General features: G+C 61.4%; 19 protein-coding genes. 11 read left to right on the plus strand and 8 right to left on the minus strand.

Annotation, left to right across the window (positions count from 1 at the left end; all coding sequences use genetic code 11):
• Positions 1-361: 361 nt before the first annotated feature.
• Complete coding sequence (locus tag XalbCFBP2523_RS10580) at positions 362-946, plus strand: glycine zipper 2TM domain-containing protein (RefSeq protein ID WP_045727203.1); 585 nt, start codon at positions 362-364, stop codon at positions 944-946.
• Positions 947-1,057: 111 nt separating this feature from the next.
• Here the strand turns inward: XalbCFBP2523_RS10580 and XalbCFBP2523_RS10585 are convergent, their stop codons facing one another.
• Together XalbCFBP2523_RS10585 and XalbCFBP2523_RS16380 are read right to left on the minus strand one after the other, a co-directional pair.
• Entirely contained in the window at positions 1,058-1,936 is an 879-nt protein-coding gene (locus tag XalbCFBP2523_RS10585) for a PhzF family phenazine biosynthesis protein (protein ID WP_045765511.1), read from the minus strand.
• A 37-nt stretch (positions 1,937-1,973) separates the two neighbouring features.
• On the minus strand, positions 1,974-2,186 hold the full coding sequence (locus XalbCFBP2523_RS16380; RefSeq protein WP_146084072.1) for a hypothetical protein: 213 nt from the start codon (positions 2,184-2,186) through the stop codon (positions 1,974-1,976).
• A 38-nt stretch (positions 2,187-2,224) separates the two neighbouring features.
• Here XalbCFBP2523_RS16380 and XalbCFBP2523_RS10590 point away from each other — a divergent pair, with 38 nt between their 5' ends.
• The 3 genes from XalbCFBP2523_RS10590 (at position 2,225) to murD (ending at position 7,727) form a co-directional block, all read left to right on the plus strand.
• Positions 2,225-4,834 carry a bifunctional aspartate kinase/diaminopimelate decarboxylase gene (locus tag XalbCFBP2523_RS10590; protein WP_045765512.1) on the plus strand — a complete coding sequence of 870 codons (2,610 nt, stop codon included), beginning with the start codon at positions 2,225-2,227 and terminating at the stop codon, positions 4,832-4,834.
• Positions 4,835-4,978: 144 nt separating this feature from the next.
• Positions 4,979-6,334: a UDP-N-acetyl-alpha-D-muramoyl-L-alanyl-L-glutamate epimerase gene (gene murL / locus XalbCFBP2523_RS10595; protein WP_045765513.1), complete on the plus strand. Its 1,356-nt coding sequence runs from the start codon at positions 4,979-4,981 to the stop codon at positions 6,332-6,334.
• Positions 6,315-7,727 carry a UDP-N-acetylmuramoyl-L-alanine--D-glutamate ligase gene (gene murD, locus XalbCFBP2523_RS10600; RefSeq protein WP_045765514.1) on the plus strand — a complete coding sequence of 471 codons (1,413 nt, stop codon included), beginning with the start codon at positions 6,315-6,317 and terminating at the stop codon, positions 7,725-7,727. Before murL ends, murD begins: the two co-directional genes overlap by 20 nt.
• Positions 7,728-7,866: 139 nt before the next feature.
• On the opposite strand, the gene XalbCFBP2523_RS10605 is transcribed toward murD, so the two are convergent.
• Complete coding sequence (locus XalbCFBP2523_RS10605) at positions 7,867-8,862, minus strand: polyprenyl synthetase family protein (RefSeq protein ID WP_045764356.1); 996 nt, start codon at positions 8,860-8,862, stop codon at positions 7,867-7,869.
• Between the two features lie 291 nt (positions 8,863-9,153).
• Between XalbCFBP2523_RS10605 and XalbCFBP2523_RS10610 the strand changes: the two genes are divergently transcribed.
• Positions 9,154-9,669 (plus strand): single-stranded DNA-binding protein, encoded by a 516-nt coding sequence (locus tag XalbCFBP2523_RS10610; RefSeq protein WP_012915565.1) that lies wholly within the window; start codon positions 9,154-9,156, stop codon positions 9,667-9,669.
• Between the two features lie 205 nt (positions 9,670-9,874).
• Here the strand turns inward: XalbCFBP2523_RS10610 and XalbCFBP2523_RS16820 are convergent, their stop codons facing one another.
• Together XalbCFBP2523_RS16820 and XalbCFBP2523_RS16825 are read right to left on the minus strand one after the other, a co-directional pair.
• A complete protein-coding gene (locus tag XalbCFBP2523_RS16820; protein WP_052687923.1) occupies positions 9,875-10,219 on the minus strand; it encodes a hypothetical protein in 345 nt (114 codons plus the stop codon).
• Positions 10,220-10,250: 31 nt separating this feature from the next.
• Positions 10,251-10,448: a hypothetical protein gene (locus XalbCFBP2523_RS16825; RefSeq protein WP_196296861.1), complete on the minus strand. Its 198-nt coding sequence runs from the start codon at positions 10,446-10,448 to the stop codon at positions 10,251-10,253.
• A gap of 313 nt (positions 10,449-10,761) precedes the next feature.
• On the opposite strand from XalbCFBP2523_RS16825, the gene XalbCFBP2523_RS10620 reads away from it, so the two are divergent.
• The 5 genes from XalbCFBP2523_RS10620 to adhP all read left to right on the plus strand — a co-directional run bounded on the left by XalbCFBP2523_RS10620 (position 10,762) and on the right by adhP (position 16,315).
• Complete coding sequence (locus XalbCFBP2523_RS10620; protein WP_045765515.1) at positions 10,762-11,913, plus strand: NAD(P) transhydrogenase subunit alpha; 1,152 nt, start codon at positions 10,762-10,764, stop codon at positions 11,911-11,913.
• Positions 11,914-11,929: 16 nt separating this feature from the next.
• Positions 11,930-12,247 (plus strand): NAD(P) transhydrogenase subunit alpha part 2, encoded by a 318-nt coding sequence (locus XalbCFBP2523_RS10625; RefSeq protein ID WP_012915569.1) that lies wholly within the window; start codon positions 11,930-11,932, stop codon positions 12,245-12,247.
• A gap of 4 nt (positions 12,248-12,251) precedes the next feature.
• Complete coding sequence (locus XalbCFBP2523_RS10630; RefSeq protein ID WP_045765516.1) at positions 12,252-13,664, plus strand: NAD(P)(+) transhydrogenase (Re/Si-specific) subunit beta; 1,413 nt, start codon at positions 12,252-12,254, stop codon at positions 13,662-13,664.
• Between the two features lie 87 nt (positions 13,665-13,751).
• Positions 13,752-15,143: an NAD-dependent succinate-semialdehyde dehydrogenase gene (locus tag XalbCFBP2523_RS10635; RefSeq protein WP_045765517.1), complete on the plus strand. Its 1,392-nt coding sequence runs from the start codon at positions 13,752-13,754 to the stop codon at positions 15,141-15,143.
• A gap of 143 nt (positions 15,144-15,286) precedes the next feature.
• On the plus strand, positions 15,287-16,315 hold the full coding sequence (gene adhP / locus XalbCFBP2523_RS10640) for an alcohol dehydrogenase AdhP (protein ID WP_045765518.1): 1,029 nt from the start codon (positions 15,287-15,289) through the stop codon (positions 16,313-16,315).
• Between the two features lie 481 nt (positions 16,316-16,796).
• Here the strand turns inward: adhP and XalbCFBP2523_RS17160 are convergent, their stop codons facing one another.
• The 3 genes from XalbCFBP2523_RS17160 to ectB all read right to left on the minus strand — a co-directional run bounded on the left by XalbCFBP2523_RS17160 (position 16,797) and on the right by ectB (position 19,497).
• The gene (locus XalbCFBP2523_RS17160; protein ID WP_230599035.1) at positions 16,797-16,952 is read right to left on the minus strand and encodes a helix-turn-helix domain-containing protein; all 156 of its coding nucleotides are present in this window, start codon (positions 16,950-16,952) and stop codon (positions 16,797-16,799) included.
• Positions 16,916-17,488: a cyclic nucleotide-binding domain-containing protein gene (locus XalbCFBP2523_RS10645; RefSeq protein WP_230599037.1), complete on the minus strand. Its 573-nt coding sequence runs from the start codon at positions 17,486-17,488 to the stop codon at positions 16,916-16,918. Before XalbCFBP2523_RS10645 ends, XalbCFBP2523_RS17160 begins: the two co-directional genes overlap by 37 nt.
• A gap of 725 nt (positions 17,489-18,213) precedes the next feature.
• Positions 18,214-19,497, minus strand: a complete 1,284-nt coding sequence (gene ectB / locus XalbCFBP2523_RS10650) for a diaminobutyrate--2-oxoglutarate transaminase (protein WP_045766668.1) — start codon at positions 19,495-19,497, stop codon at positions 18,214-18,216.
• Positions 19,498-19,811: 314 nt separating this feature from the next.
• On the opposite strand from ectB, the gene XalbCFBP2523_RS17165 reads away from it, so the two are divergent.
• A complete protein-coding gene (locus XalbCFBP2523_RS17165; RefSeq protein WP_080928063.1) occupies positions 19,812-19,985 on the plus strand; it encodes a hypothetical protein in 174 nt (57 codons plus the stop codon).
• Positions 19,986-20,068 lie beyond the last annotated feature (83 nt).

The following is a 20,068-nucleotide window of genomic DNA, read 5'->3' on the forward strand; positions in this document are numbered from 1 at the left end:
GTCGACGAGCAACGCATTCCGTTTGGGAGTGCATGGCTCGCGCTAAATTTCAGTACGCTGCTGCCGATAAAGGACGTTACGCATTTCTACGTCCTGCTCGATGGAGGCATGCAGCGCCTCAGGGGTTTCCAGGGCACTAGATGTTTTGGAGGTGGAGTTGTCGTGTGGTCCGGCATGGTGGCTGTGGCGGGTGGCGGCTGTATGAGCGCCGTTTGGTCGGCTCGGTGGATGCAGATGCCGGCGATGGCGTCCAGCTGTCGCGACGCTAAACGCGCATGGCCGATCCGTGCCAATTCAGTTTGGTTTCACCGCGGAGGATCGAGCATGTATTCGCGCGATCCACGCGCTTGGAATCATCGCCATGAACAAGCTCTCGACCCATTTGTTGACCGCTGCGCTGACGATCGGCGTGATCGGCTCCGCCGCTGCGCAGGATTACGGTTATACCCGTTACCAGAACGGTCTCGGCACCTACGAATATGCGCGTGTGATACGCGTCGATCCGATCATGGTGCAGGTCAATGGCCCACGCGAGACCACCGAGCGCTGTTACGACCGGCAGGCTCCTGACACCTACGTCAGCGGCTATGGCGGCACCCAGGGTGGCCGGACGGCTTCGACCGTGGCCGGTGGTATCGCCGGTGCGTTGCTCGGTAGCCGCGTCGGTGGCGGCAATGGTCGCTTCGTCGGCACCGCTGTCGGCACCATGCTCGGCAGCTTGGCCGGACGTTCGATCTACGACTCCAATGCCCGTTCCTATGGCGGCGGTTATGTCAGCGGCGGGGTGGTCAGGGAGTGCGAGCCGGTGTCCTACCGGACCGAAAGCTACGACCGGGTCGACGGCTACGACGTGACCTACGAGTACGGCGGTCGTTACTACCACACCCGTACGGCCTCGCCTCCGGGTGATCGCATCCGCGTGCGTGTGGACGTGTTGCCCTACTAATTGCTACGTCACGTAAATGGAGACAGGGCGCCTGCTCGGCAGGCGCCCTTTTCTTTTGCCGCTGGCCCCTGCGTTATAGGGCAGCGTCCATTTTCCTCACCCTCCTGGCGATCAGGGCCAGTCGATCTGGCCCTGGATCACCGTCTGCACTTGGCCGCCTGACCAGACCTCGCCAGCAGCATCCACGCTCAGCGTCAGCAGCGCATCGTGGCCGACTTCGCGGCCCTGACTCGCCACATAGCGGCCGTTGCGCCCAGGCAGGGCGCCGCGGTGATCCAGCCACGCTGCCAGCACCGCATTGGCCGCGCCCGAGGCGGCATCCTCGAAGCGCCGACCGTTGCCGACGAAGGCACGTACCGCCAGCGCATAGGGTTGACCGCTGGCGCGTGCATAGGCGAACACGCCCATGCTGGCGGTGTTTTCGGCCAGGGCGGCGATCGCGTCCCAGTCGGGTGTTAGTTGGCGCAGTGCAGTTTCATCGGCGACCTCGACCAGCCACCAGCAGCGACCGCCGTCCATACGCACCGGTGGCAGCGCACCCAACGACCAGTTGCGCAGTGCGTCCGTCAGGCGCGCGTCCGCCGGGTCGGCGATTTCGGCTACCTGCGCGCGCGGGGTGCGGATGGCGATGCTGGGTACCCCGGCATCTGCTTCCAAGCGCAATGGAAATAACCCTGCGATGCCGTCCTGTACCAGCAGGCCATCGCGCGGGGTGGCGATGCCGTTTTCCAGCACCACGTGCGCGGTGCCGACGCTGGGGTGGCCAGCGAACGACACTTCCTTCTGCGGGCTGAACATGCGGATGCCATAGCTGGCTTCCGGTCGCGTCGGTGCGAAGACGAAGGTGGTTTCCGGCAAGCGCGTCCAGCGTGCGATGGCTTGCATCGTGGCCTCGTCCAGTCCATCCGCATCGAGTACCACGGCCAGCGGATTGCCGCTGCCGGCGCGCGGGGAGAACACGTCAACTTGTATGAAACGGCGTTTGCTCATCGCAATCTATTCCGCATCTCGGTGTGAGAGGGGGAGCTTACCAAGCGATGCAGTCATCGGTCGGCACATGCACCAGGAGCCCGATCCGAACCTCGCCGGCCTCGTCGATCTGGAGCGCGATGTGGTCGCTGTCGAGGTCGAGTGCGCGGCTGGCGTGGCCGGGTAAGCGTCCCTGTTGGATCGGGTGCGCCGCGCTCATCGTTCTGGTGCTGGCCGGTTGGCAGTAGAATCGATGGCTGCGCCCGGTCATCCCGGCGTCTCCCCCAACATTTCTAGATACCCCATTCCATGTCAGTTCCTTCTATTGCCGGTCGTTGGATCGTTCTCAAGTTCGGTGGCACATCGGTGTCGCGTCGTCATCGCTGGGACACGATTGGGACGCTGGCGAAAAAGCGCGCGGAAGAGACTGGTGCGCGGGTATTGGTGGTGGTCTCGGCGTTGTCCGGCGTTACCAACGAACTGACCGCGATCGCCGACGGCAGCGCCGACAGCGCGCAGCGCGTGGATGCGCTGGAACAGCGCCATCGCGCCTTCTTGGCCGAGTTGGAACTGGATGCCGATGCCGTGCTTGGCGAACGTCTGGCGGTGCTGCGTGGCCTGCTCGACGATCCACGCGCGGCCAGCCGCACGCTGGATTGGCAGGCCGAGGTACTGGGTCAGGGCGAATTGCTTTCCTCGACCCTGGGCGCGGCTTACCTGCGCAGCAACGGCCTGGACATCGGCTGGATGGACGCGCGCCAGTGGCTGGATGCGCTGCCGCCGCAGCCAAACCAGAGTGCCTGGTCGCGGCGCCTATCGGTGTCCTGCCAGTGGCAGGCCGATGCGGCCTGGCGCGAGCGTTTCCTTGCCCAGCCTACGCGCATGCTGATTACCCAGGGTTTCATCGCACGCCATCAGGACGGCGGGACCGCGATCCTCGGTCGTGGTGGTTCGGACACCTCTGCCGCCTATTTCGGCGCGCTGCTCGGGGCCAGCCGGGTGGAGATCTGGACCGACGTGCCGGGCATGTTCAGCGCCAACCCGCGCGAGGTGCCGGATGCGCGTCTGCTGACCCGGCTGGATTATTACGAGGCGCAGGAAATCGCCACCACCGGCGCCAAGGTGCTGCACCCGCGTTCGATCAAGCCTTGTCGCGACGGCGGCGTGCCGATGGCGATCCTGGACACCGAGCGGCCCGACTTGCCCGGCACCAGTATCGATGGCAATGCGCTTACTGTGCCGGGGGTCAAGGCGATCAGTCGCCGCAACGGCATCGTGCTGGTGTCGATGGAAGGCATCGGCATGTGGCAGCAGGTCGGCTTCCTGGCCGACGTGTTTGCGCGTTTCGCCAAGCACGGTTTGTCGGTGGATTTGATTGGCTCGGCCGAAACCAATGTCACCGTGTCGCTGGACCCCAGCGAGAATCTGGTCAACACCGATGTGCTGGCGGCGTTGTCAGCCGATCTGGCGGAGATGTGCCGGGTCAAGATCATCGTGCCGTGCGCGGCGATCACCCTGGTCGGGCGCGGCATGCGTTCGCTGCTGCACAAGCTCTCGGACGTGTGGGCCACGTTCGGCAAGGAGCGCGTGCACATGATCTCGCAGTCGTCCAACGACTTGAACCTGACCTTCGTCATCGATGAGGCCGCCGCCGACGGGCTGCTGCCGATCCTGCACGCCGCGCTGATCGACAGCGGTGCGATGCCGGTGGAAGAGACCGAGGTGTTCGGTCCGCGCTGGCGCGAGATCGCCGGCAGCGTGCGCTCGCGGCCGACGCCCTGGTGGCATGGCGAGCGCGCGCATCTGCTGCGCTTGGCCGAAGCCGGTACGCCGCGTTACGTCTATCACTTGCCGACCCTGCGCGAACGCGCACGCGCGCTCAAGGCGATCGCCGCGGTGGATCAGCGCTATTACGCGATCAAGGCCAATACGCATCCGGCCATCCTGCAAACGCTGGTGGAGGAGGGCTTTGGCCTGGAATGCGTCTCGCACGGCGAGCTGCGCCGGGTGTTCGAGACGCTGCCGGAGCTATCGCCGCGGCGCGTGTTGTTCACTCCCAGTTTCGCGCCGAGGGCCGAATACGAGGCCGCCTTCGCCCTGGGCGTCACCGTGACCTTGGACAACGTCGAGGCGCTGCAGCGCTGGCCGGCGCTGTTTCGTGGCCGAAGCCTGTGGTTGCGGATCGATCTGGGTCACGGCGACGGTCATCACCAGAAGGTCAACACCGGCGGCAAGCGTTCCAAGTTCGGCTTGTCGGCCACCCGCGTGGACGAGTTCGTCGAGGCCGCGCGCGCGTTGGACATCCGCATTGTCGGCGTGCACGCGCATCTGGGCAGCGGCGTGGAGACGTCGGAGCACTGGCGACGCATCTGCGACGAACTGGCCGGATTCGCGCGGCGCATCGGCAGTGTCGAGGTCATCGACATCGGCGGCGGTCTGCCGATCCCATACAGCGCCGACGACGAACCGTTCGACCTGGATGCCTGGGCGCAGGGTCTGGCCGAGGTCAAGCAGGTGCATCCGGGATTCCGCCTGGCGATCGAGCCAGGTCGCTATCTGGTTGCCGAATGCGGAGTGCTGTTGTCGCGCGCCACCCAGGTGATCGAGAAGGACGGCATCCGCCGGGTTGGTTTGGATGCCGGCATGAACACGCTGATCCGCCCGGCGCTGTACGACGCTTGGCACGATGTGGTCAACCTCAGCCGTCTGGAGCGAGAGGCCGACACGGTGTTCGACGTGGTCGGGCCGGTTTGCGAGTCCAGCGACGTGTTCGGTCATCGCCGTCGCCTGCCGGCGGAGACCGTGCCGGACGATGTGATGCTGATCGCCGATGCCGGCGCCTACGGTTATGTCATGGCCAGCACCTACAACCAGCGCGAGTTGCCCCGCGAGGAAGTGATCGATGCGCCCGCACGCTGAGATGCACCCGCATAGGCCGCGCTTGCCGATGGCAGACGTGCGTGGCGGTTTGCCGCCGCTGCGCGCGGCGTTGCGGTGTTCGATGAGCGAATTTTTCCTGTGCCGCCGCGACGTGCGGCACGCCGGTGTTTTGGCAGGACGTCCATGAGCGCATTCGACAAACAGCAGGTCGCCACTTTCCGCTTCGTGCGCTGTGGCTTTGATGCCGCCAGCGGCGTGGCGCGTCTGGTCTATGCGTTCGACGATGGTCCGGAGTTGGTGGAGACCATCAGCGTCCCCGGTGCGCCGTTCGCGCTCGATCCGCAGCACGCGCAGGCGCTGCAGCGCGCTTTGCGTCTGTTGCATCTGGTGGCGGGGATCAGCTACTACAAGGCGGCGGTTCCGGAGCGCATCGTCATCGACGATTACACCATCGACGCCGAGACCGCTGCATTGCTGGATAGCGTGTATCTGCATGGGCTGGGCGAATTCGCTTACCGCAACGGCCTGGACCTGCGTGCGCGCATTCGCTTTCCGGCCTCGGCCAGCAGCGACGCCGAGGCGTTGGATCTGGGGTTGAGCGATCGTGCGCTGGTGGCGATCGGCGGGGGCAAGGACTCCTTGGTCAGCATCGAAGCGCTGCGTGCGGCCGGCGTGGCCCAAACCGTGGCCTGGATCGGCGGTTCGCAACTGATCCGTGCCTGTGCCGAGCGCACTGGTCTGCCGACCCTGAGCATTGGTCGTGCGCTGGCGCCGGAACTGTTCGAACTGAACCGGCAGGGTGCGTGGAACGGACATATCCCGGTGACGGCGGTGAACTCGGCGATCCTGGTGTTCGCCGCCTTGTTGCACGATGCCGGGCAGGTGGTGTTCTCCAACGAGCGCTCGGCCAGCTACGGCAGCCAGATCGCCGGCACCGGTGAGGTCAATCACCAGTGGTCCAAGGGCTGGGCCTTCGAGCAGGCGTTCGGCGCGCACGTGCAGCGCTACGTGGCCGCGGACCTGCGCTATTACTCGTTGTTGCGTCCGCTGTCGGAACTGGCGGTGGCGCGGCAGTTCGCCAAGAACGATCACTACGACGCGCATTTTTCCAGTTGCAACCGCAATTTCCATATTCTCGGCGAGCGCCCGGCGCACCGCTGGTGCGGGATCTGTCCGAAGTGCCATTTCGTGTTCCTGGCATTGGCGCCGTTCATGCCCAAGACGCGGCTGGTGCAGATCTTCGGTCGCAATCTGCTCGATGACGCGACGCAGGCGCCGGGCTTCGACGCGTTGTTGGAATTCCAGGATCACAAACCATTCGAATGCGTCGGCGAAGGCCGCGAATCGCGCGCGGCGATGGCGACGTTGGCCACGCGCGCGGAATGGAAGGAGGATGCGCTGGTCGCGCGCTTCATCCGCGACATCCAGCCGCAGCTCGATCCCGCCGAACTGCGGATGGAGCCACTGTTGGCGCTGGACGAGCAGCACCGGATTCCGGCCGCGCTGTGGGAACGTGTGCGTGCGAATTTCGCAGCTTGAGAGCCGCCGTGTCGCGTTGTGGGGGTGGGGCCGCGAGGGTCGGGCGGCGTATCGCGCGTTGCGCGATGCGCGCAGCACGGCCCACCTGCCGCTGACGCTGTTCTGTTCCGCCGATGATGCCGCCGAGGTCGCCGCGGTGCGTGATCCCCACCTGCGCGTGGAGACCGAGGCCAGCGCCGAGCGCTTGGCGGCGTTCGAAGTGGTGATTAAATCGCCGGGCATCAGCCCGTACCTCCCCGAGGCGCAGGCGGCGGCGGCGCGTGGCACGCGCTTTGTCGGCGGCACCGCGTTGTGGTTCGCCGAGCATGCCGACACCGATGGCGTTGTGCCCGGCAGCCTCTGCATCACCGGCACCAAGGGCAAGAGCACTACCACGGCACTGTTGGCGCATCTGCTGCGCGCCGGCGGTCATCGCACCGGTCTGGTCGGCAATATCGGCGTGCCGCTGCTGGACGTGTTGGCGCCGCCGCAACCGCCGCAGTATTGGGCGATCGAATTGTCCAGTTACCAGACCGGCGATGTCGCCCGCAGCGGTGCGCGTCCACACTTGGCGATGGTGTTGAACCTGTTTCCCGAGCATTTGGATTGGCATGGCAGCCAGGCGCGCTATGTCGCCGATAAGCTGACGTTGGTGACGCAGGCGCGGCCACGCATCGCCCTGCTCAACGCCGCCGATCCGCAGTTGGCGACGTTGCATTTGCCGCAGAGCGAGGTGCGCTGGTTCAACCGCGAGGACGGCTGGCATCTGCGCGGCGAGGTGGTGTACCGCGGCTCCACGGTGGTGTACGACAGTGCGCAGACCCCGCTACCGGGCCAGCACAACCGCGGCAACCTGTGCGCGGTGCTGGCGGCGATCGAGGCGCTGGGCCTGGATGCGACGGCGTTGGCGCCAGCGGCCACCACGTTTCGACCATTGCCCAACCGGCTGCAAACCTTGGGTACGCGAGACGGTGTGACCTACGTGAACGACTCGATCAGTACCACCCCGCACGCCACCTTGGCGGCGCTGGAGTGTTTTCGTGGGCGTCGCATCGCGTTGTTGGTCGGTGGGCATGACCGTGGGCTGGATTGGCAGGACTTCGCCGAGCGCATGCGGCATGGCGCACCGCTGGAGATCGTGACCATGGGGAGTAACGGGCCGCGTATTCATGCGTTGCTGGTGGCATTGGCCGCCGAGGTCGGCTTTGGCCTGCATGCCGCCGCCGATCTGGCGCACGCGTTGACGCTGGCGTGCGATGCGCTGGGCGAGGCGGGAGGCGTGGTGCTGTTGTCACCGGGCGCGCCGAGCTTCGGTGCCTATCGCGACTACGTGGCGCGTGGCCGGCATTTCGCCGAATTGGCCGGGTTCGATCCGCAGGCGATCAGTGCGATTGCGGGATTGGGCATCGCCTGATCCAGCGATGCGGCACGTGCCGCATGGGCGGTAGCTTGCGGATATTTTCCTGCGTGCGCGACTCTGGTCGTGGCGTGCTTTTCACCGGCAGCGGGACGGTGCTGTCGGTGGTCGCGCCGAGCGGCGTACCACGCGCGGCTTAGTGCTTGCGTTCGACCGCGTAGCGGGCCAGCCCGCGCAATGCGGCCACCGCATCGTTGTCCGGCAGACTGTCCAGCGCGCGCTCGGCCGCCGCGGCGTACTCGGCTGCGCGGCGACGGCTGTAGTCGAGTCCGCCGCTGGCCTGGATCGCGGTCAGTACCTCCGGCATGGCGTCGGCATCGCCGTGTTCGACGATCTGGCGCAGGCGTGCGCGGGTGCTGGCGTCGGCGTGGGCGATGGCGTGGATCAGCGGCAGCGTGGCTTTGCCTTCGGCCAGATCGTCGCCCAGGTTTTTGCCCAGATCGGCGGCATCGGCGGTGTAGTCGAGCACGTCGTCGGCGATCTGGAACGCGTAGCCCAGGTGCATGCCGTATGCGTACAAGCACTGCTGCACCGCGTCGGTGGCACCGGCGGCCAGCGCGCCCAGGCGGGTGCCGGCGGCGAACAGCACCGCGGTCTTGCGCTCGATCACCTGTAGGTAGGCGGCCTCGTCGGTATCGGGGTTGTGGACGTGCAGCAGTTGCAGCACCTCGCCCTCGGCGATGCGGTTGGTGGTGTCGGCAAGCAAGCGCATCACCGCCATGCTGTCCAGCTCCACCATCAACTGGAAACTGCGCGAGTACAGGAAATCCCCGACCAGCACGCTGGGCGCATTGCCCCATAGCGCGTTGGCGGTGCTGCGGCCGCGACGTAGATCCGATTCGTCCACCACGTCGTCGTGCAGCAGGGTCGAGGTGTGGATGAATTCGATGATCGCCGCCAACTGGTGGTGCTTCGGTCCATGGCTACCGCAGGCGCGGCCGGCCAGCATGACCAGCATCGGCCGCAGGCGCTTGCCGCCGGCGGAGATGATGTGGTCGGCGATCTGGTTGATCAGCACGACATCTGACGCCAGGCGGTGGCGGATCAAGGCATCGACCGCCGCCATGTCGGGTGCGGCGAGCATCTGGATCTGGGGCAGGCCCAGGGCGGGGAGGTCTTCGGCGATGCTCATGCGGACTGGGCTGAATGCGTGCGCTGAGTATAGGCTGCGCGACGACATTCGTCCTGCGCTGGGCTTGATCGGGCTGGTCTGGCCTTGTGGGGGGGCGTTGGAGAACCGCGCCAGTGCTGCATTGCCGGCATTCCGATCTTGTGGCGCGGTGGTTTCCGAGGCGTCTGCGCGCGTTCGGCGCGGCTGGGGCCAGCCCGGCAATGTTAGGATTGCCGAATTAGGAGTTCCTAATCGTGTTCTTTACCGCTCCGCGCGCCGTCTGGCCGTGGAGACCCCAGACGGAAGCAGCTCATGGCCCGCGGCATCAATAAAGTCATCCTCGTCGGCAATCTCGGCAACGATCCCGACACCAAGTACACCCAGTCCGGCATGGCCATCACCCGCGTCAGTCTGGCCACCACCAGCGTGCGCAAGGATCGCGACGGCAACCAGCAGGAGCGCACCGAGTGGCATCGTGTGGTGTTCTTCGGGAAACTGGGCGAGATCGCCGGCGAGTACCTGCGCAAGGGCAGTTCGGTCTACGTCGAAGGTTCGCTCCGCTACGACAAGTACACCGGCCAGGACGGCGTGGAGAAGTACTCCACCGACATCGTCGCCGATGAGATGCAGATGCTCGGCGGCCGTGGCGAAGGTAGCGGGGGTGGGGGCATGAGTGGCGGCGACCGTCCGTCGCGTTCGGCGCCGCCGCGTCAGGAGCGTTCCGACATGGGCGGCGGCGGGCAGGACTACGCCCCGCGGCGCCAGCAGCCGTCGCCGTCGCATTCCGCGCCGATGGATGATTTCGCGGACGACGACATTCCGTTCTGACGTACACGACATGGTTTCGTCTGTGTCGCAAAGATCCGGTAGAGGGGCTGCGGCGAATTAGCGCGTAAGCCACTGCGGAACTATAGGGTAATCCCCTCGCCATGCCTTGCAGTTGGCGGTGCGTGCGCTCCTGCGGTCATCGCCGAGATATCTACGCTTTCGAGGATGCGCGGCGCTAATTGAGGGGCATGAAGCAACTGCTAGCCTACGCGCCAGTTAAGGATGCACAGGTAAACCAACGGCCGGCGTTGTCCCGGCCGAACTGGTCGTCGCAGGCGGTGTTGCGGAAACGGCGTCTTTGCTTGGGCATTTCCATGTTCCTCATTTCGGCTACACCGTAGGGGTGTGCATCGCCCTCCTCATGACGGTGGCCGACGTCTTCGTCCGTGTCTTTATCTGGTGGCGACTTGGTCGCGATGGCCATGTATTCGGCCGGCCTCATGCCGGTTAGTTTTTCATGGAACACGACCATGATCCAGATGGTGGGGTCGTCGTGATCCGCCTTGTCCCAGATCGGCATGGCGCTCATCTTGATGTCGTGCGTGATCATCCAGAACGCATCCTTGGGGACGACAATGTACCTAGGAGAGATTGGGCGGCTGTGGGGACATGCCAGCACGCAGTTCGGATTCGTCGACGTCGGGGGACAGGCGGTAGGTGATGCACATCTTCCAGTATTGGCCAGCGCCTCTGAGGGGCAGTTGCAGGTTGTCGAGGTTCGGCACGATCAGATCGTTCCAGCACAAATGAATTGAGCGGGCGCGCAAAATTCGGAGCATCGTAAATAGCGGCATGGTGTGGTGATCGTCGATACCAATGTTTTATAGGCCCGAACAGACGAGCGCGCTAGCGCCGATGGCGGGTACACCTAGCGTGACGGCAACCGTGATGACACGGGCAGTGCGTTTTTCCATGGGTAATCTCCTCAGAGCATGATGCGGACCTCGGCGACGATCGGCCGATCAGGTGTGAGTTCGACGTAGCCAGTGGCCTCCAGCTCGAATCCGATTTAGTAGAGGAAATTGACGCAGATCAAGTGGTGTTTGCCGTAAGACTGACACTCTTTCTCCAACATGGACATGGAGCTGCGGGATGTCGCTCAAGATTGCCGTACTAAAAGAAACAAGCATAAATGAACGCCGTATTGCAATGGTGCCTATGCTTGTTGCACGTTTCATGAGGCTAGGGGCGAACATCACCCTGCAGACATGTGCTGGTGTCACCGCGGGGTTCGCCGACGCGGATTACGTTGGCGTCAAGATAATGGACGATCCACAGCGCATGGTGGCTGATGCAGACATCGTGCTTGCGGTACAGGCGCCGCCAGCTGAGGTGATCGTAGCGATGAAGCCTGGCGCAGTGCTTGTCAGCTTCGTTTATCCTCAAAAAAATGCCGATCTTCTGAAACCTCTGCGCGATGGCTGCATCACTGCTTTTGCCTTGGAAAGCGTCCCACGCATCAGCCGCGCACAGGCGCTGGACGCGCTGTCCAGCCAGTCAACATTGACTGGCTATTACGCACTGTTGTTGGGTGCAGTGCACTTGCAGCGCATCCTGCCGATGATGACCACTGCTGTCGGCTCACTGCGCGCCGCTCATGTGCTGGTGATGGGGCTGGGTGTGGCCGGATTGCAAGCATTGGCGACAGCACATCGGCTAGGTGCGATTACCGAAGGCTATGACGTGCGACCTGAGACAAAGGAACAAGCGCAATCGGTGGGTGCGAAGTTTGTCGACACGGGTGTGGACGCAGGTGGCAAAGGTGGCTATGCACGTGAACTTACCGCCGAAGAGCAGGCGCAGGCCAAGGAAGTATTGACCCGGCACATCCAGCAAGCCGATCTTGTCATTACAACCGCTAATGTGCCGGGACGCACCGCGCCGCAGCTTGTGTCGCGTGCGCAGATCGAGGGCATGAAAGCTGGTTCTGTCATCGTCGACTTGGCGGCGGAAAGTGGAGGCAACTGCGAAGGCACGCTGCCTGGTCAGGTCACGAGGGTGGGGCCTGCCACGATCCTCGCGCCGTTAAATGTGCCATCACTGCTGGCCCAGCACGCTAGCGAGCTGTACGCGAAGAATCTGCTGAACCTGCTCGAATTGATCATCAAGGACGGTGTGCTGTCACTGGATCTGGGCGACGAAGTGGTGGCGGGAACCCTGCTGGCGCATGCCGGAGAGATCCGTCATTCGGTGACCCAGCTTTCACTTAATAACTTATTAACTCTTCGTCCCCAGATTCCATAGCTTGAGGAGTCTAAACATGAGCATCGATTTGTCGATGAGCTGGCTGATCGCGCTTTATGTGTTCATGCTGGCAGCGTTCACCGGCTACGAAGTAATAAGTCGTGTGCCATCCATCCTGCATACGCCGTTGATGTCCGGATCCAATTTCGTTCACGGCATCGTGGTGGTAGGTGCGCTGCATGCATTGTTCAATGCCAGCACCGTAATCGATCAGGTTATCGGCTTCTTTGGCGTGCTGCTTGGTGCCGGCAACGCAGCTGGCGGTTATGTGGTAACCGATCGCATGCTTGCAATGTTCAAGCCTAGCACGCCAGCGCCGGGCGGGAAGGAGTAAACCCATGTGGCAGTTGCTTGTCGAAGTCAGTGGGTTTGCGGCATCCCTGTTGTTCATCTTGGGCCTGAAACGGATGTCGTCGCCGGCGACAGCGGGGCACGGCATCGTATTGGCGGGTTTCGGCATGTTAGTCGCGGTGCTGGCCAGTTTCGGTTATCTGGCCGACGTGGACACCGCAGCAGGACCACATCGGCTTGCCAACGTGGGGCTGGCGCTGCTGGCGCTGGCTATCGGCATTGGTTGGGCTTGGTACCGCGGCCAGCGGGTGGCGATCACGGCCATGCCTCAGATGGTGGCGCTGTATAACGGCATGGGCGGTGGTGCCGCGGCGGCGGTGGCCGCGATGGAACTGACCGAACCACATAACGGCAGCATTCTGCAATTGACCGTAACTACGTTAGGTGCACTGATTGGCTCGGTGTCGCTGACAGGTTCGATGGTCGCCTGGGCCAAGCTGGATGGACGTATGCGTAGCGCTTGGCGCTTTAAGGGGCAGAGCGTCTTCAATGCATTGGTGTTAATCACGACTCTGATATTCGGCGCCCTGACTTTGACCGACTTCGGCAGCGAGGCCACGACATGGCTTGCCCTGTTCTTTCTCTGTGCGTTGGCTTTCGGCTTCTTGATGACCTTGCCGATCGGTGGTGCGGACATGCCGGTGGTTATCTCGCTGTACAATGCTTTCACCGGCTTGGCGGTGGCGCTGGAGGGTTACGCCCTGCACAATCCGGCGCTGATGATTGCCGGTATGGTGGTCGGTTCAGCCGGCACTCTGCTGACCGTGCTGATGGCGAAGGCAATGAACCGCTCGTTGACCAACGTGCTGTTCAGCCGCTTCGGCGAAACGACTGCCGCGGCACAGGGAGACATCGCCGGCGGGCTCAAGCCCGCCGATCCATCCGATGCGGCGGTGACCATGCGTTACGCCGGCAGCGTGATCGTAATACCTGGCTATGGCCTCGCTGTAGCGCAGGCACAGGCCAAGCTTTACGAGTTCGTAAAGCTGCTACAGGGCGGTGGAGTGGACGTGAAGTTTGCCATCCATCCGGTGGCCGGGCGTATGCCGGGACATATGAACGTGTTGTTGGCCGAAGCAGGCGTGCCCTATGACCTTATCGACGACATGGAAGATATAAACGACAGTTTCGCCAGCACAGACGTAGCACTGGTGATCGGTGCCAATGACGTAGTGAATCCTGCCGCGCGCACCGACAAGCGTTCGCCTATCTACGGTATGCCCATCCTCAATGCTGACAAGGCGCATCAGGTCTACGTAATCAAGCGTGGCCAGGGCAAGGGCTATGCCGGTGTGGAGAACCTCCTGTTCTATGGCGACAACTGCAACATGGTCTACGGGGATGCGCTGGCTGTGCTGACGGCTATGGTCCAAGCGGTTAAGGAGCTTGCTTCCCGCTGAGCAAGGCCGTAGGCCATCTACTTTCCTACTCAATATTTCCGCCTCTCTCATCATCGATGATGCGAGCGCACCACAAAGAGGTCAAATATGCCTTACATGACCACCAATCCCTATACTGGCCAAGTCGTCAAAACGTTCCAAAATGCCACCGATGCGAAGATCGAGAAGACTCTGGATCGGGCGCAAGCCATGTTCGATGCATGGAAAGATGTCAGCGTTGCCGGGCGGGTAAAAATTCTTCGAAAAGCCGCAAACCTGCTGCGTAAGAGCCATGCCGAATACGCGAAGATCCTCACTCTCGAAATGGGTAAAGTGATCGGTGAGGCTGAGGTTGAGGTGGAATTGTCCGCGAAGATTCTCGAGTACTACGTCGATAATTCTGAAAAATTGCTTGCGCCGGAGAGGCTGTTTAGTAAGCATACTTCCTATGTCGAGTCGTGGGTCGAATACGTGCCGGAAGGCATCCTGTTGGCCGTGGAGCCATGGAACTTCCCGTATTATCAGGTCGTACGTATCGCTGCGCCGCAACTGGCGGCAGGTAATGTGATCATTCTCAAGCACGCCTCCAACGTGCCGCAATGTGCAGCAGCGTTCGAGCGCCTTTTTCGCGAAGCGGGTCTGCCAGAGGGCGGCTTCACCAACCTTTATGCCACCCACGATCAACTCAAGACCATCATCGAGGATCCGCGTGTGCAGGGCATAGCCTTGACGGGTTCGGAGGGTGCTGGCGCGGTAATCGCTTCCCAGGCTGGCCAGGCATTGAAAAAATCAACGATGGAACTGGGAGGCGCCGATGCTTTCGTGGTGCTGGCCGACGCCGATCTGGACAAGACGGTGCAATGGGCGGTCGCCGGCCGTCATTGGAACGCAGGCCAAGTGTGTTGTTCGTCCAAGCGAATCATTGTGATCGACGCGATCTACGACGCTTTCCTGGAAAAGTACAAGATGGGTGTAGCCAAGTTGAAGGCGGGCGATCCGATGGATCCCTCCACTACGTTGGCACCGTTGTCTTCACAAAGCGCTGTGGACGACTTAAAGATGCAGGTTGAAAATGCGGTAGCGCATGGTGCCAAAGCCGAATTCATCGGAGCGGAAGTGCCGTCCACCGGTGCGTTTTTTCGTCCACTGCTACTCAGCAACATAAGTAACGACAATCCGGCGCATGCTTGGGAGTTTTTCGGCCCGGTGTCGCAAGTGATCCGAGCCAAGGACGAGGCTGATGCCATTCGTATCGCCAACGACTCTCCTTATGGGCTCGGCGGCTCGGTATTCACTACGGATATCAAGCACGGTATCGAGGTAGCGCGGAAGATATCCACCGGCATGGTCTACATCAACCATCCCACTGGCGTAGCTGCCGATCTGCCTTTTGGCGGTATACGTCGCTCTGGTTATGGGCGTGAGCTAGTGGATTCAGGCATCAAGGAATTCGTGAATCGCAAGTTGATTGCCGTAACCGACATCAACGGCACGTTTTGAACGGTGGCAGCGATGCCAGAGCGAAAAACTTCGCTTCGGCTTTCCAGGGCGACAACTGTGTTTGAGGAAACCGACGGCATATCAGCCTGACTGTTACACCTGGTCTCCAAAACCATCTACATCTTGATACGAGGAATTTACTTATGAGCAAGACCATGAAAGCAGCGGTTGTCCGTAAATTCGGTGGCCCACTGGAAATCGAGGAGGTAACGGTACCGCAACCGGGGTTGGGCGAGATACTAGTGAAGATCGAGGCCTGTGGCGTGTGCCACACCGACCTGCATGCGGTGCATGGCGACTGGCCGGTAAAGCCCACATTGCCCTTCATTCCGGGTCATGAGGGAGTAGGCTACATCGTTGCGCTCGGGCCTGGCGTCATCCACTTGAAAGAGGGGGACCGCGTTGGCGTGCCTTGGCTATACTCGGCTTGCGGTCATTGCGAGCATTGTCTGGGCGGCTGGGAGACGCTGTGCGAAACGCAGAAGAACACCGGTTACTCGGTCAACGGCGCTTTTGCCGAATACGCTCTCGCTGCTGCCGATTACGTGGGCCATCTGCCGGATAACGTGAGCTTTGTCGAGATCGCGCCGGTGCTGTGTGCGGGCGTCACTACATACAAGGGGCTGAAGGTCACCGACACCCGGCCTGGCCAGTGGGTAGCTATTTCCGGCATTGGAGGCCTGGGCCATATGGCAGTGCAGTACGCGAAGGCGATGGGACTCAAAGTTGCAGCGGTGGACGTCGACGATGCCAAGCTAGATCTGGCGCGTCGGCTCGGCGCGGAGATCACGGTCAACGCAAAGAACATCGATCCAGCGCTTTTTCTTAAGAAGGAAATCGGCGGTGTGCACGGCGCACTGGTGACTGCCGTTTCGCCTAGTGCATTCAGTCAGGCGATGAACATGGTGCGCCGTGGCGGGACCGTGTCGCTCAATGGCCTACCGCCTGGAAAATTCGACCTGTCGATCTTCGACATGGTGCTCAACGGAGTCACTGTGCGCGGTTCGATCGTCGGCACCCGCCTGGATCTACAGGAGTCGCTGGATATCGCGAAGGATGGCAAAGTGGTGGCCACGGTCTCTAGAGAGAGACTGGACAACATCAACGATGTATTCAAACGTATGCGTGAAGGCAACATCGAGGGCAGGGTAGTACTGGACTTCGCTGCCTAACGAGCTGTCGAGGCGGCTGCTCCGCATTGCTCTCGATAGCCAGGATCCGCGATCGACGGTGACTATTTCCTTCTCGACGATAGCCACGTCGTGCCAGGTGCTCGGCTAATTAATAGTTTACGCGGCAACGATTTTTTCCATCGCTCACCGGACATTGCCAGCGCCGAGTTTGCTAGCATAATCGACAAGCTCAAGACTTGATTTCGCTTGCTTGCTAGATCATCTGATCGATGAGTGCAAGGTTAAAGGTGACAGATGGATTCAGGCTCGCGCTGCCGATTTTACTGGTGGAACGGACGGATGTGTATATAGCTTCCTTCGTTAGGCTATTCAATCCAATGCTTATTGGACGACCGGAAACGTATTTAGCATGACTGCCAAGTCCAGTATCAGGGGAGGGAACATGGATGTACTCCAATTATCGGATCGAAACCAGAGTAATTTTTTCCTTTCTAGATACCCGTTCCTTTTTCCCACTTTCCTAAGTGCCACACATGGCCACGAGCATATCGACTTTGAGAATGGACACGGTTTTACGATTGACCGCCAGTATGCCGCCTGCTTCCATCCGGGTGAATAGGCGGCTGATCGTTTCAACGGCTAGGCCGAGATAATTGGCGATGTCGTAGCGCGACATCCTGAGAGGCTGCGCAGAAAAATAGCCAGACGCTCCTGCGCCTGCGGGCGCCCCATCATCACCAGATGATGCTGTTCGGCGACCAACTCCCGGCTGATTGCGCGTATCAGCTGGTGTTGCAGCGATGGAACCTCGGCCATTACTTTCTGTAGCTGCGTATAAGGTAGCTCGCAGATGCTGGTTCGCTCCAAGGCATCGGCGGCACAAAGATGATATTCGTTAGCCATTGCGTCAACGCCGATCAATTCGCCAGGCAAATGAAATCCCAATATCTGCACGTCGCCCTCGTTGCTTTCCACTACGGTCTTGAGCGAGCCTGATCGCACGATATACAGTGAGTGAAATACGTCGCCCTGGCGATACAGGTAGTCGCCGCGTTCAAGTAGCCGTTTGTCGCGCACAGCCATATCCAGGCGTTCCAGATCGGCCTGGTTGATTCCTGCCGGAAGGCAAATTTTGTTTAACGCGCAATGGCTGCAACTGCGCTTGAGCTGACGCAAATCCATTGGGTCAAAAGGCAGAGTGCGATGTTTCATGGCCCCTTCGGCGGATGCAGATGATGCAATGACTAGTCCATCGTTTTAAGAGAACGAAAAATGGGTAAGGTCCAAAGCACACGGCGAGATATACGTCATGCTTCAGCCGACCTAGCCCAGTAGGGTTGAGGTTAAATCAAGACTGCGGCGAGTTTATTGATGTGGATCAATTAGGGCGCAGGGATTTCTGTAGGGAAAACAGAAAAAAGCGCCAAGTCACTGATAAGTAAGAAAAATGGCGGGCTCTCGAAGAAGGGGCTCGGCATGCCGACGATATTGCGTGCCATGAATGCTGTGGATCAGTTGGGTGCTGGCGATGGGGTTGTCTGGCGCCGCCCGCTATAGGGCATGTCCTGGAGGGGCTGATAGGATTTGAAAATCGGTGATTTAGTCTTGAGCGAGGATTTTTGAAACGATCCTCGGCCGCTCTTCCAGTAAGCCCCGCTTTGCGGGGCTTTTCATTTTGGGCCAGTGCTTGGATCGCGTGCAGCTGCCTTGTCTGGATCCGCGTGTCAATCACAGTGAAGGTGAAGCCGGCGCATGCACCGACAAGGCCGTGTTCAAGGTGTCTTAAAGTGTAGGCGATGGCTGGCTGGTGTGGATGCATACGAACCACTGGTGCAGAAACCAGTGCCAACGTGATGGTCAGTGGCCCCGATAACGCTCAAGACCGGGGCATCAACCGCAGCAACATTGCCATCTGGCAGGTTGGGGCGCAGAGGCTTTTATGCAACTCGGCTCAGTTTGAGCCGTTGCGACTCCTCGTATGCATGTAGCACCGCGCGCGCAAGAATGTCCAGACCCTCGTCCAGCAGGGCGTCTGGTGTGGTCAGCGGAGCCATCACTTTCAGCACTTCGTCGTTCGGGCCAGCGCTTTCGATCACCAGGCCATGTTTGAACGCATGCGTGCGCGCTGAGGCTGCAAGTTGCCCCGTCCCGACGTCCAACCCCATGAACATGCCGCGTCCCTTGACGCGTGCCCCCGGCACCTGTGCGGCGATCCGGGTCAGTGCTTCGGTCACGCGCTGGCCACGCGCTGCCGCTTGTGTGGCGAATGTGTCGTCGGCCCAGAATTTATGCAGTGCGACGCTGGCGGTGAGCATTGCATGGTTGTTGCCGCGGAAGGTGCCGTTGTGTTGGCCGGGACGCCATTGGTCATGCTCGGGCGCGACCAGCAGCAGAGAGAATGGTAGGCCGAAGCCGGACAGGGATTTAGACAGTACGATCAAGTCGGGGACCAAGTCCAGTCCATCGAAACTGAAGAAGCCTCCGCTGCGTCCGCAACCGGCCTGGACATCGTCGACGATGACCAGCGCGCCGTGGCGGCGGGCAGCGGCGAATATCCGACGTAGCCAGGGCGTGGACGCCACATTGAGCCCGCCTTCGCCTTGCACCAGTTCCAGGATGATCGCCGCGGGCGGATCGATGCCGCCGGAGGGGTCGTCGAGCATGCCCTCCAGCAAGGCGGCGCTATCCACGCTCTCGCCGAGATAGCCATCGTAGGGCAATCGGGTAACGCCGGCGTGCGGCAGTTCCATGCGATGGTGGCGATTGCCGGTCACCGCCAGCGCTCCCATCGACAGCCCATGATAGGCATTACTGAAGGCAATGACGTTGTGACGACCAGTGATCTTGCGGGCCAGCTTGAGTGCGCCTTCGACCGCATTGGCGCCAGTCGGGCCGGTGAACTGCAGGCGGTGGGCAAGTCCGCGCGGCTTGAGGATCCTTTCGACGAAGGCGTCGATGAAATCGTGCTTGGTCTGCGAGTACATATCCAGCGATAGCGCCAAGCCGCCGTTGCGGAGGTGCGCGATCAGCGCCTCGGCCATGTCCGGGTCGTTGTGGCCGTAATTGAGCGAGCCGCAGCCGGCCAGAAAGTCGATGTAGCGGTGCCCATGGGTATCGAACATCAGGCTTCCCGCCGCGCGGACGAACAGAGCATCGAACGAATGGCAGTAGCTGCGCACGTTGGATTCGTGGCGTTGAAACATCAGGCGGGGATCGTTCATGCGGGTCTCGATCATTTAGCGAAAGTGGCTTGTGCGTGCATACGCTTGGTGTTGTGAAAACGGCGTTGCAGATTCTGCCCGGATCGGGTGTCCGGCTCCAGTCGCTGCTACCCCAGTGGTACTCCGTCCGACGTTTTCACTATGCTTACTGTGCCAAGTATCAGTCCATGCATTGACCGATATATGACGGGAAGCCGTTTTTTCGAAAGCCTTTACGCAACGCCACGTGCCGCGCATGTTCTAACGACTACTTGGATGCCGGTCGCTTGTCGTAGGCGACCTTGCATGCCAACCATCGTGACTTCGATAGGTTTATGTTACGTAAACCTATCGGTTGCGATGTTGTGCGACGCAGCACTGCTGCGTGCATATTGGGTTGCCAAGTCAGCATGCCGGTTGTGCTGGGGCCCACCGGATTGGCGGGGCTGATCTGGCCAATGGCGAGATCCTGGGCCCGCGTGCGGCCAAGCGTTCGGGGTGCCCTTTAGTCTTGTCGATGATAAGCATCTGAATCGCCCCGAGATTCGAGGAGGCCTGTTGGCTTGAGTCAGGCCGCTATGATCTGACGGTT

Origin of the sequence: Xanthomonas albilineans, assembly GCF_002939705.1 — a bacterium.
Classification (GTDB): domain Bacteria; phylum Pseudomonadota; class Gammaproteobacteria; order Xanthomonadales; family Xanthomonadaceae; genus Xanthomonas_A; species Xanthomonas_A albilineans.

Bases quoted from the DNA above. Each gene is read 5' to 3' on its own strand.
- murL (WP_045765513.1), top strand. From the start codon at position 4,979: ATGAGCGCATTCGACAAACAGCAGGTCGCCACTTTCCGCTTCGTGCGC.
- XalbCFBP2523_RS10645 (WP_230599037.1), bottom strand. From the start codon at position 17,488: ATGAAACATCGCACTCTGCCTTTTGACCCAATGGATTTGCGTCAGCTC.
- XalbCFBP2523_RS17165 (WP_080928063.1), top strand. From the start codon at position 19,812: ATGTTACGTAAACCTATCGGTTGCGATGTTGTGCGACGCAGCACTGCT.
- XalbCFBP2523_RS10620 (WP_045765515.1), top strand. From the start codon at position 10,762: ATGTCGCTCAAGATTGCCGTACTAAAAGAAACAAGCATAAATGAACGC.
- XalbCFBP2523_RS10585 (WP_045765511.1), bottom strand. From the start codon at position 1,936: ATGAGCAAACGCCGTTTCATACAAGTTGACGTGTTCTCCCCGCGCGCC.
- XalbCFBP2523_RS16825 (WP_196296861.1), bottom strand. From the start codon at position 10,448: ATGCTCCGAATTTTGCGCGCCCGCTCAATTCATTTGTGCTGGAACGAT.
- XalbCFBP2523_RS10625 (WP_012915569.1), top strand. From the start codon at position 11,930: ATGAGCATCGATTTGTCGATGAGCTGGCTGATCGCGCTTTATGTGTTC.
- XalbCFBP2523_RS16820 (WP_052687923.1), bottom strand. From the start codon at position 10,219: ATGATCACGCACGACATCAAGATGAGCGCCATGCCGATCTGGGACAAG.
- ectB (WP_045766668.1), bottom strand. From the start codon at position 19,497: ATGAACGATCCCCGCCTGATGTTTCAACGCCACGAATCCAACGTGCGC.
- XalbCFBP2523_RS10610 (WP_012915565.1), top strand. From the start codon at position 9,154: ATGGCCCGCGGCATCAATAAAGTCATCCTCGTCGGCAATCTCGGCAAC.
- XalbCFBP2523_RS17160 (WP_230599035.1), bottom strand. From the start codon at position 16,952: ATGTCGCGCTACGACATCGCCAATTATCTCGGCCTAGCCGTTGAAACG.
- adhP (WP_045765518.1), top strand. From the start codon at position 15,287: ATGAGCAAGACCATGAAAGCAGCGGTTGTCCGTAAATTCGGTGGCCCA.
- XalbCFBP2523_RS10590 (WP_045765512.1), top strand. From the start codon at position 2,225: ATGTCAGTTCCTTCTATTGCCGGTCGTTGGATCGTTCTCAAGTTCGGT.
- XalbCFBP2523_RS10635 (WP_045765517.1), top strand. From the start codon at position 13,752: ATGCCTTACATGACCACCAATCCCTATACTGGCCAAGTCGTCAAAACG.
- XalbCFBP2523_RS10630 (WP_045765516.1), top strand. From the start codon at position 12,252: ATGTGGCAGTTGCTTGTCGAAGTCAGTGGGTTTGCGGCATCCCTGTTG.
- XalbCFBP2523_RS10580 (WP_045727203.1), top strand. From the start codon at position 362: ATGAACAAGCTCTCGACCCATTTGTTGACCGCTGCGCTGACGATCGGC.
- XalbCFBP2523_RS16380 (WP_146084072.1), bottom strand. From the start codon at position 2,186: ATGACCGGGCGCAGCCATCGATTCTACTGCCAACCGGCCAGCACCAGA.
- XalbCFBP2523_RS10605 (WP_045764356.1), bottom strand. From the start codon at position 8,862: ATGAGCATCGCCGAAGACCTCCCCGCCCTGGGCCTGCCCCAGATCCAG.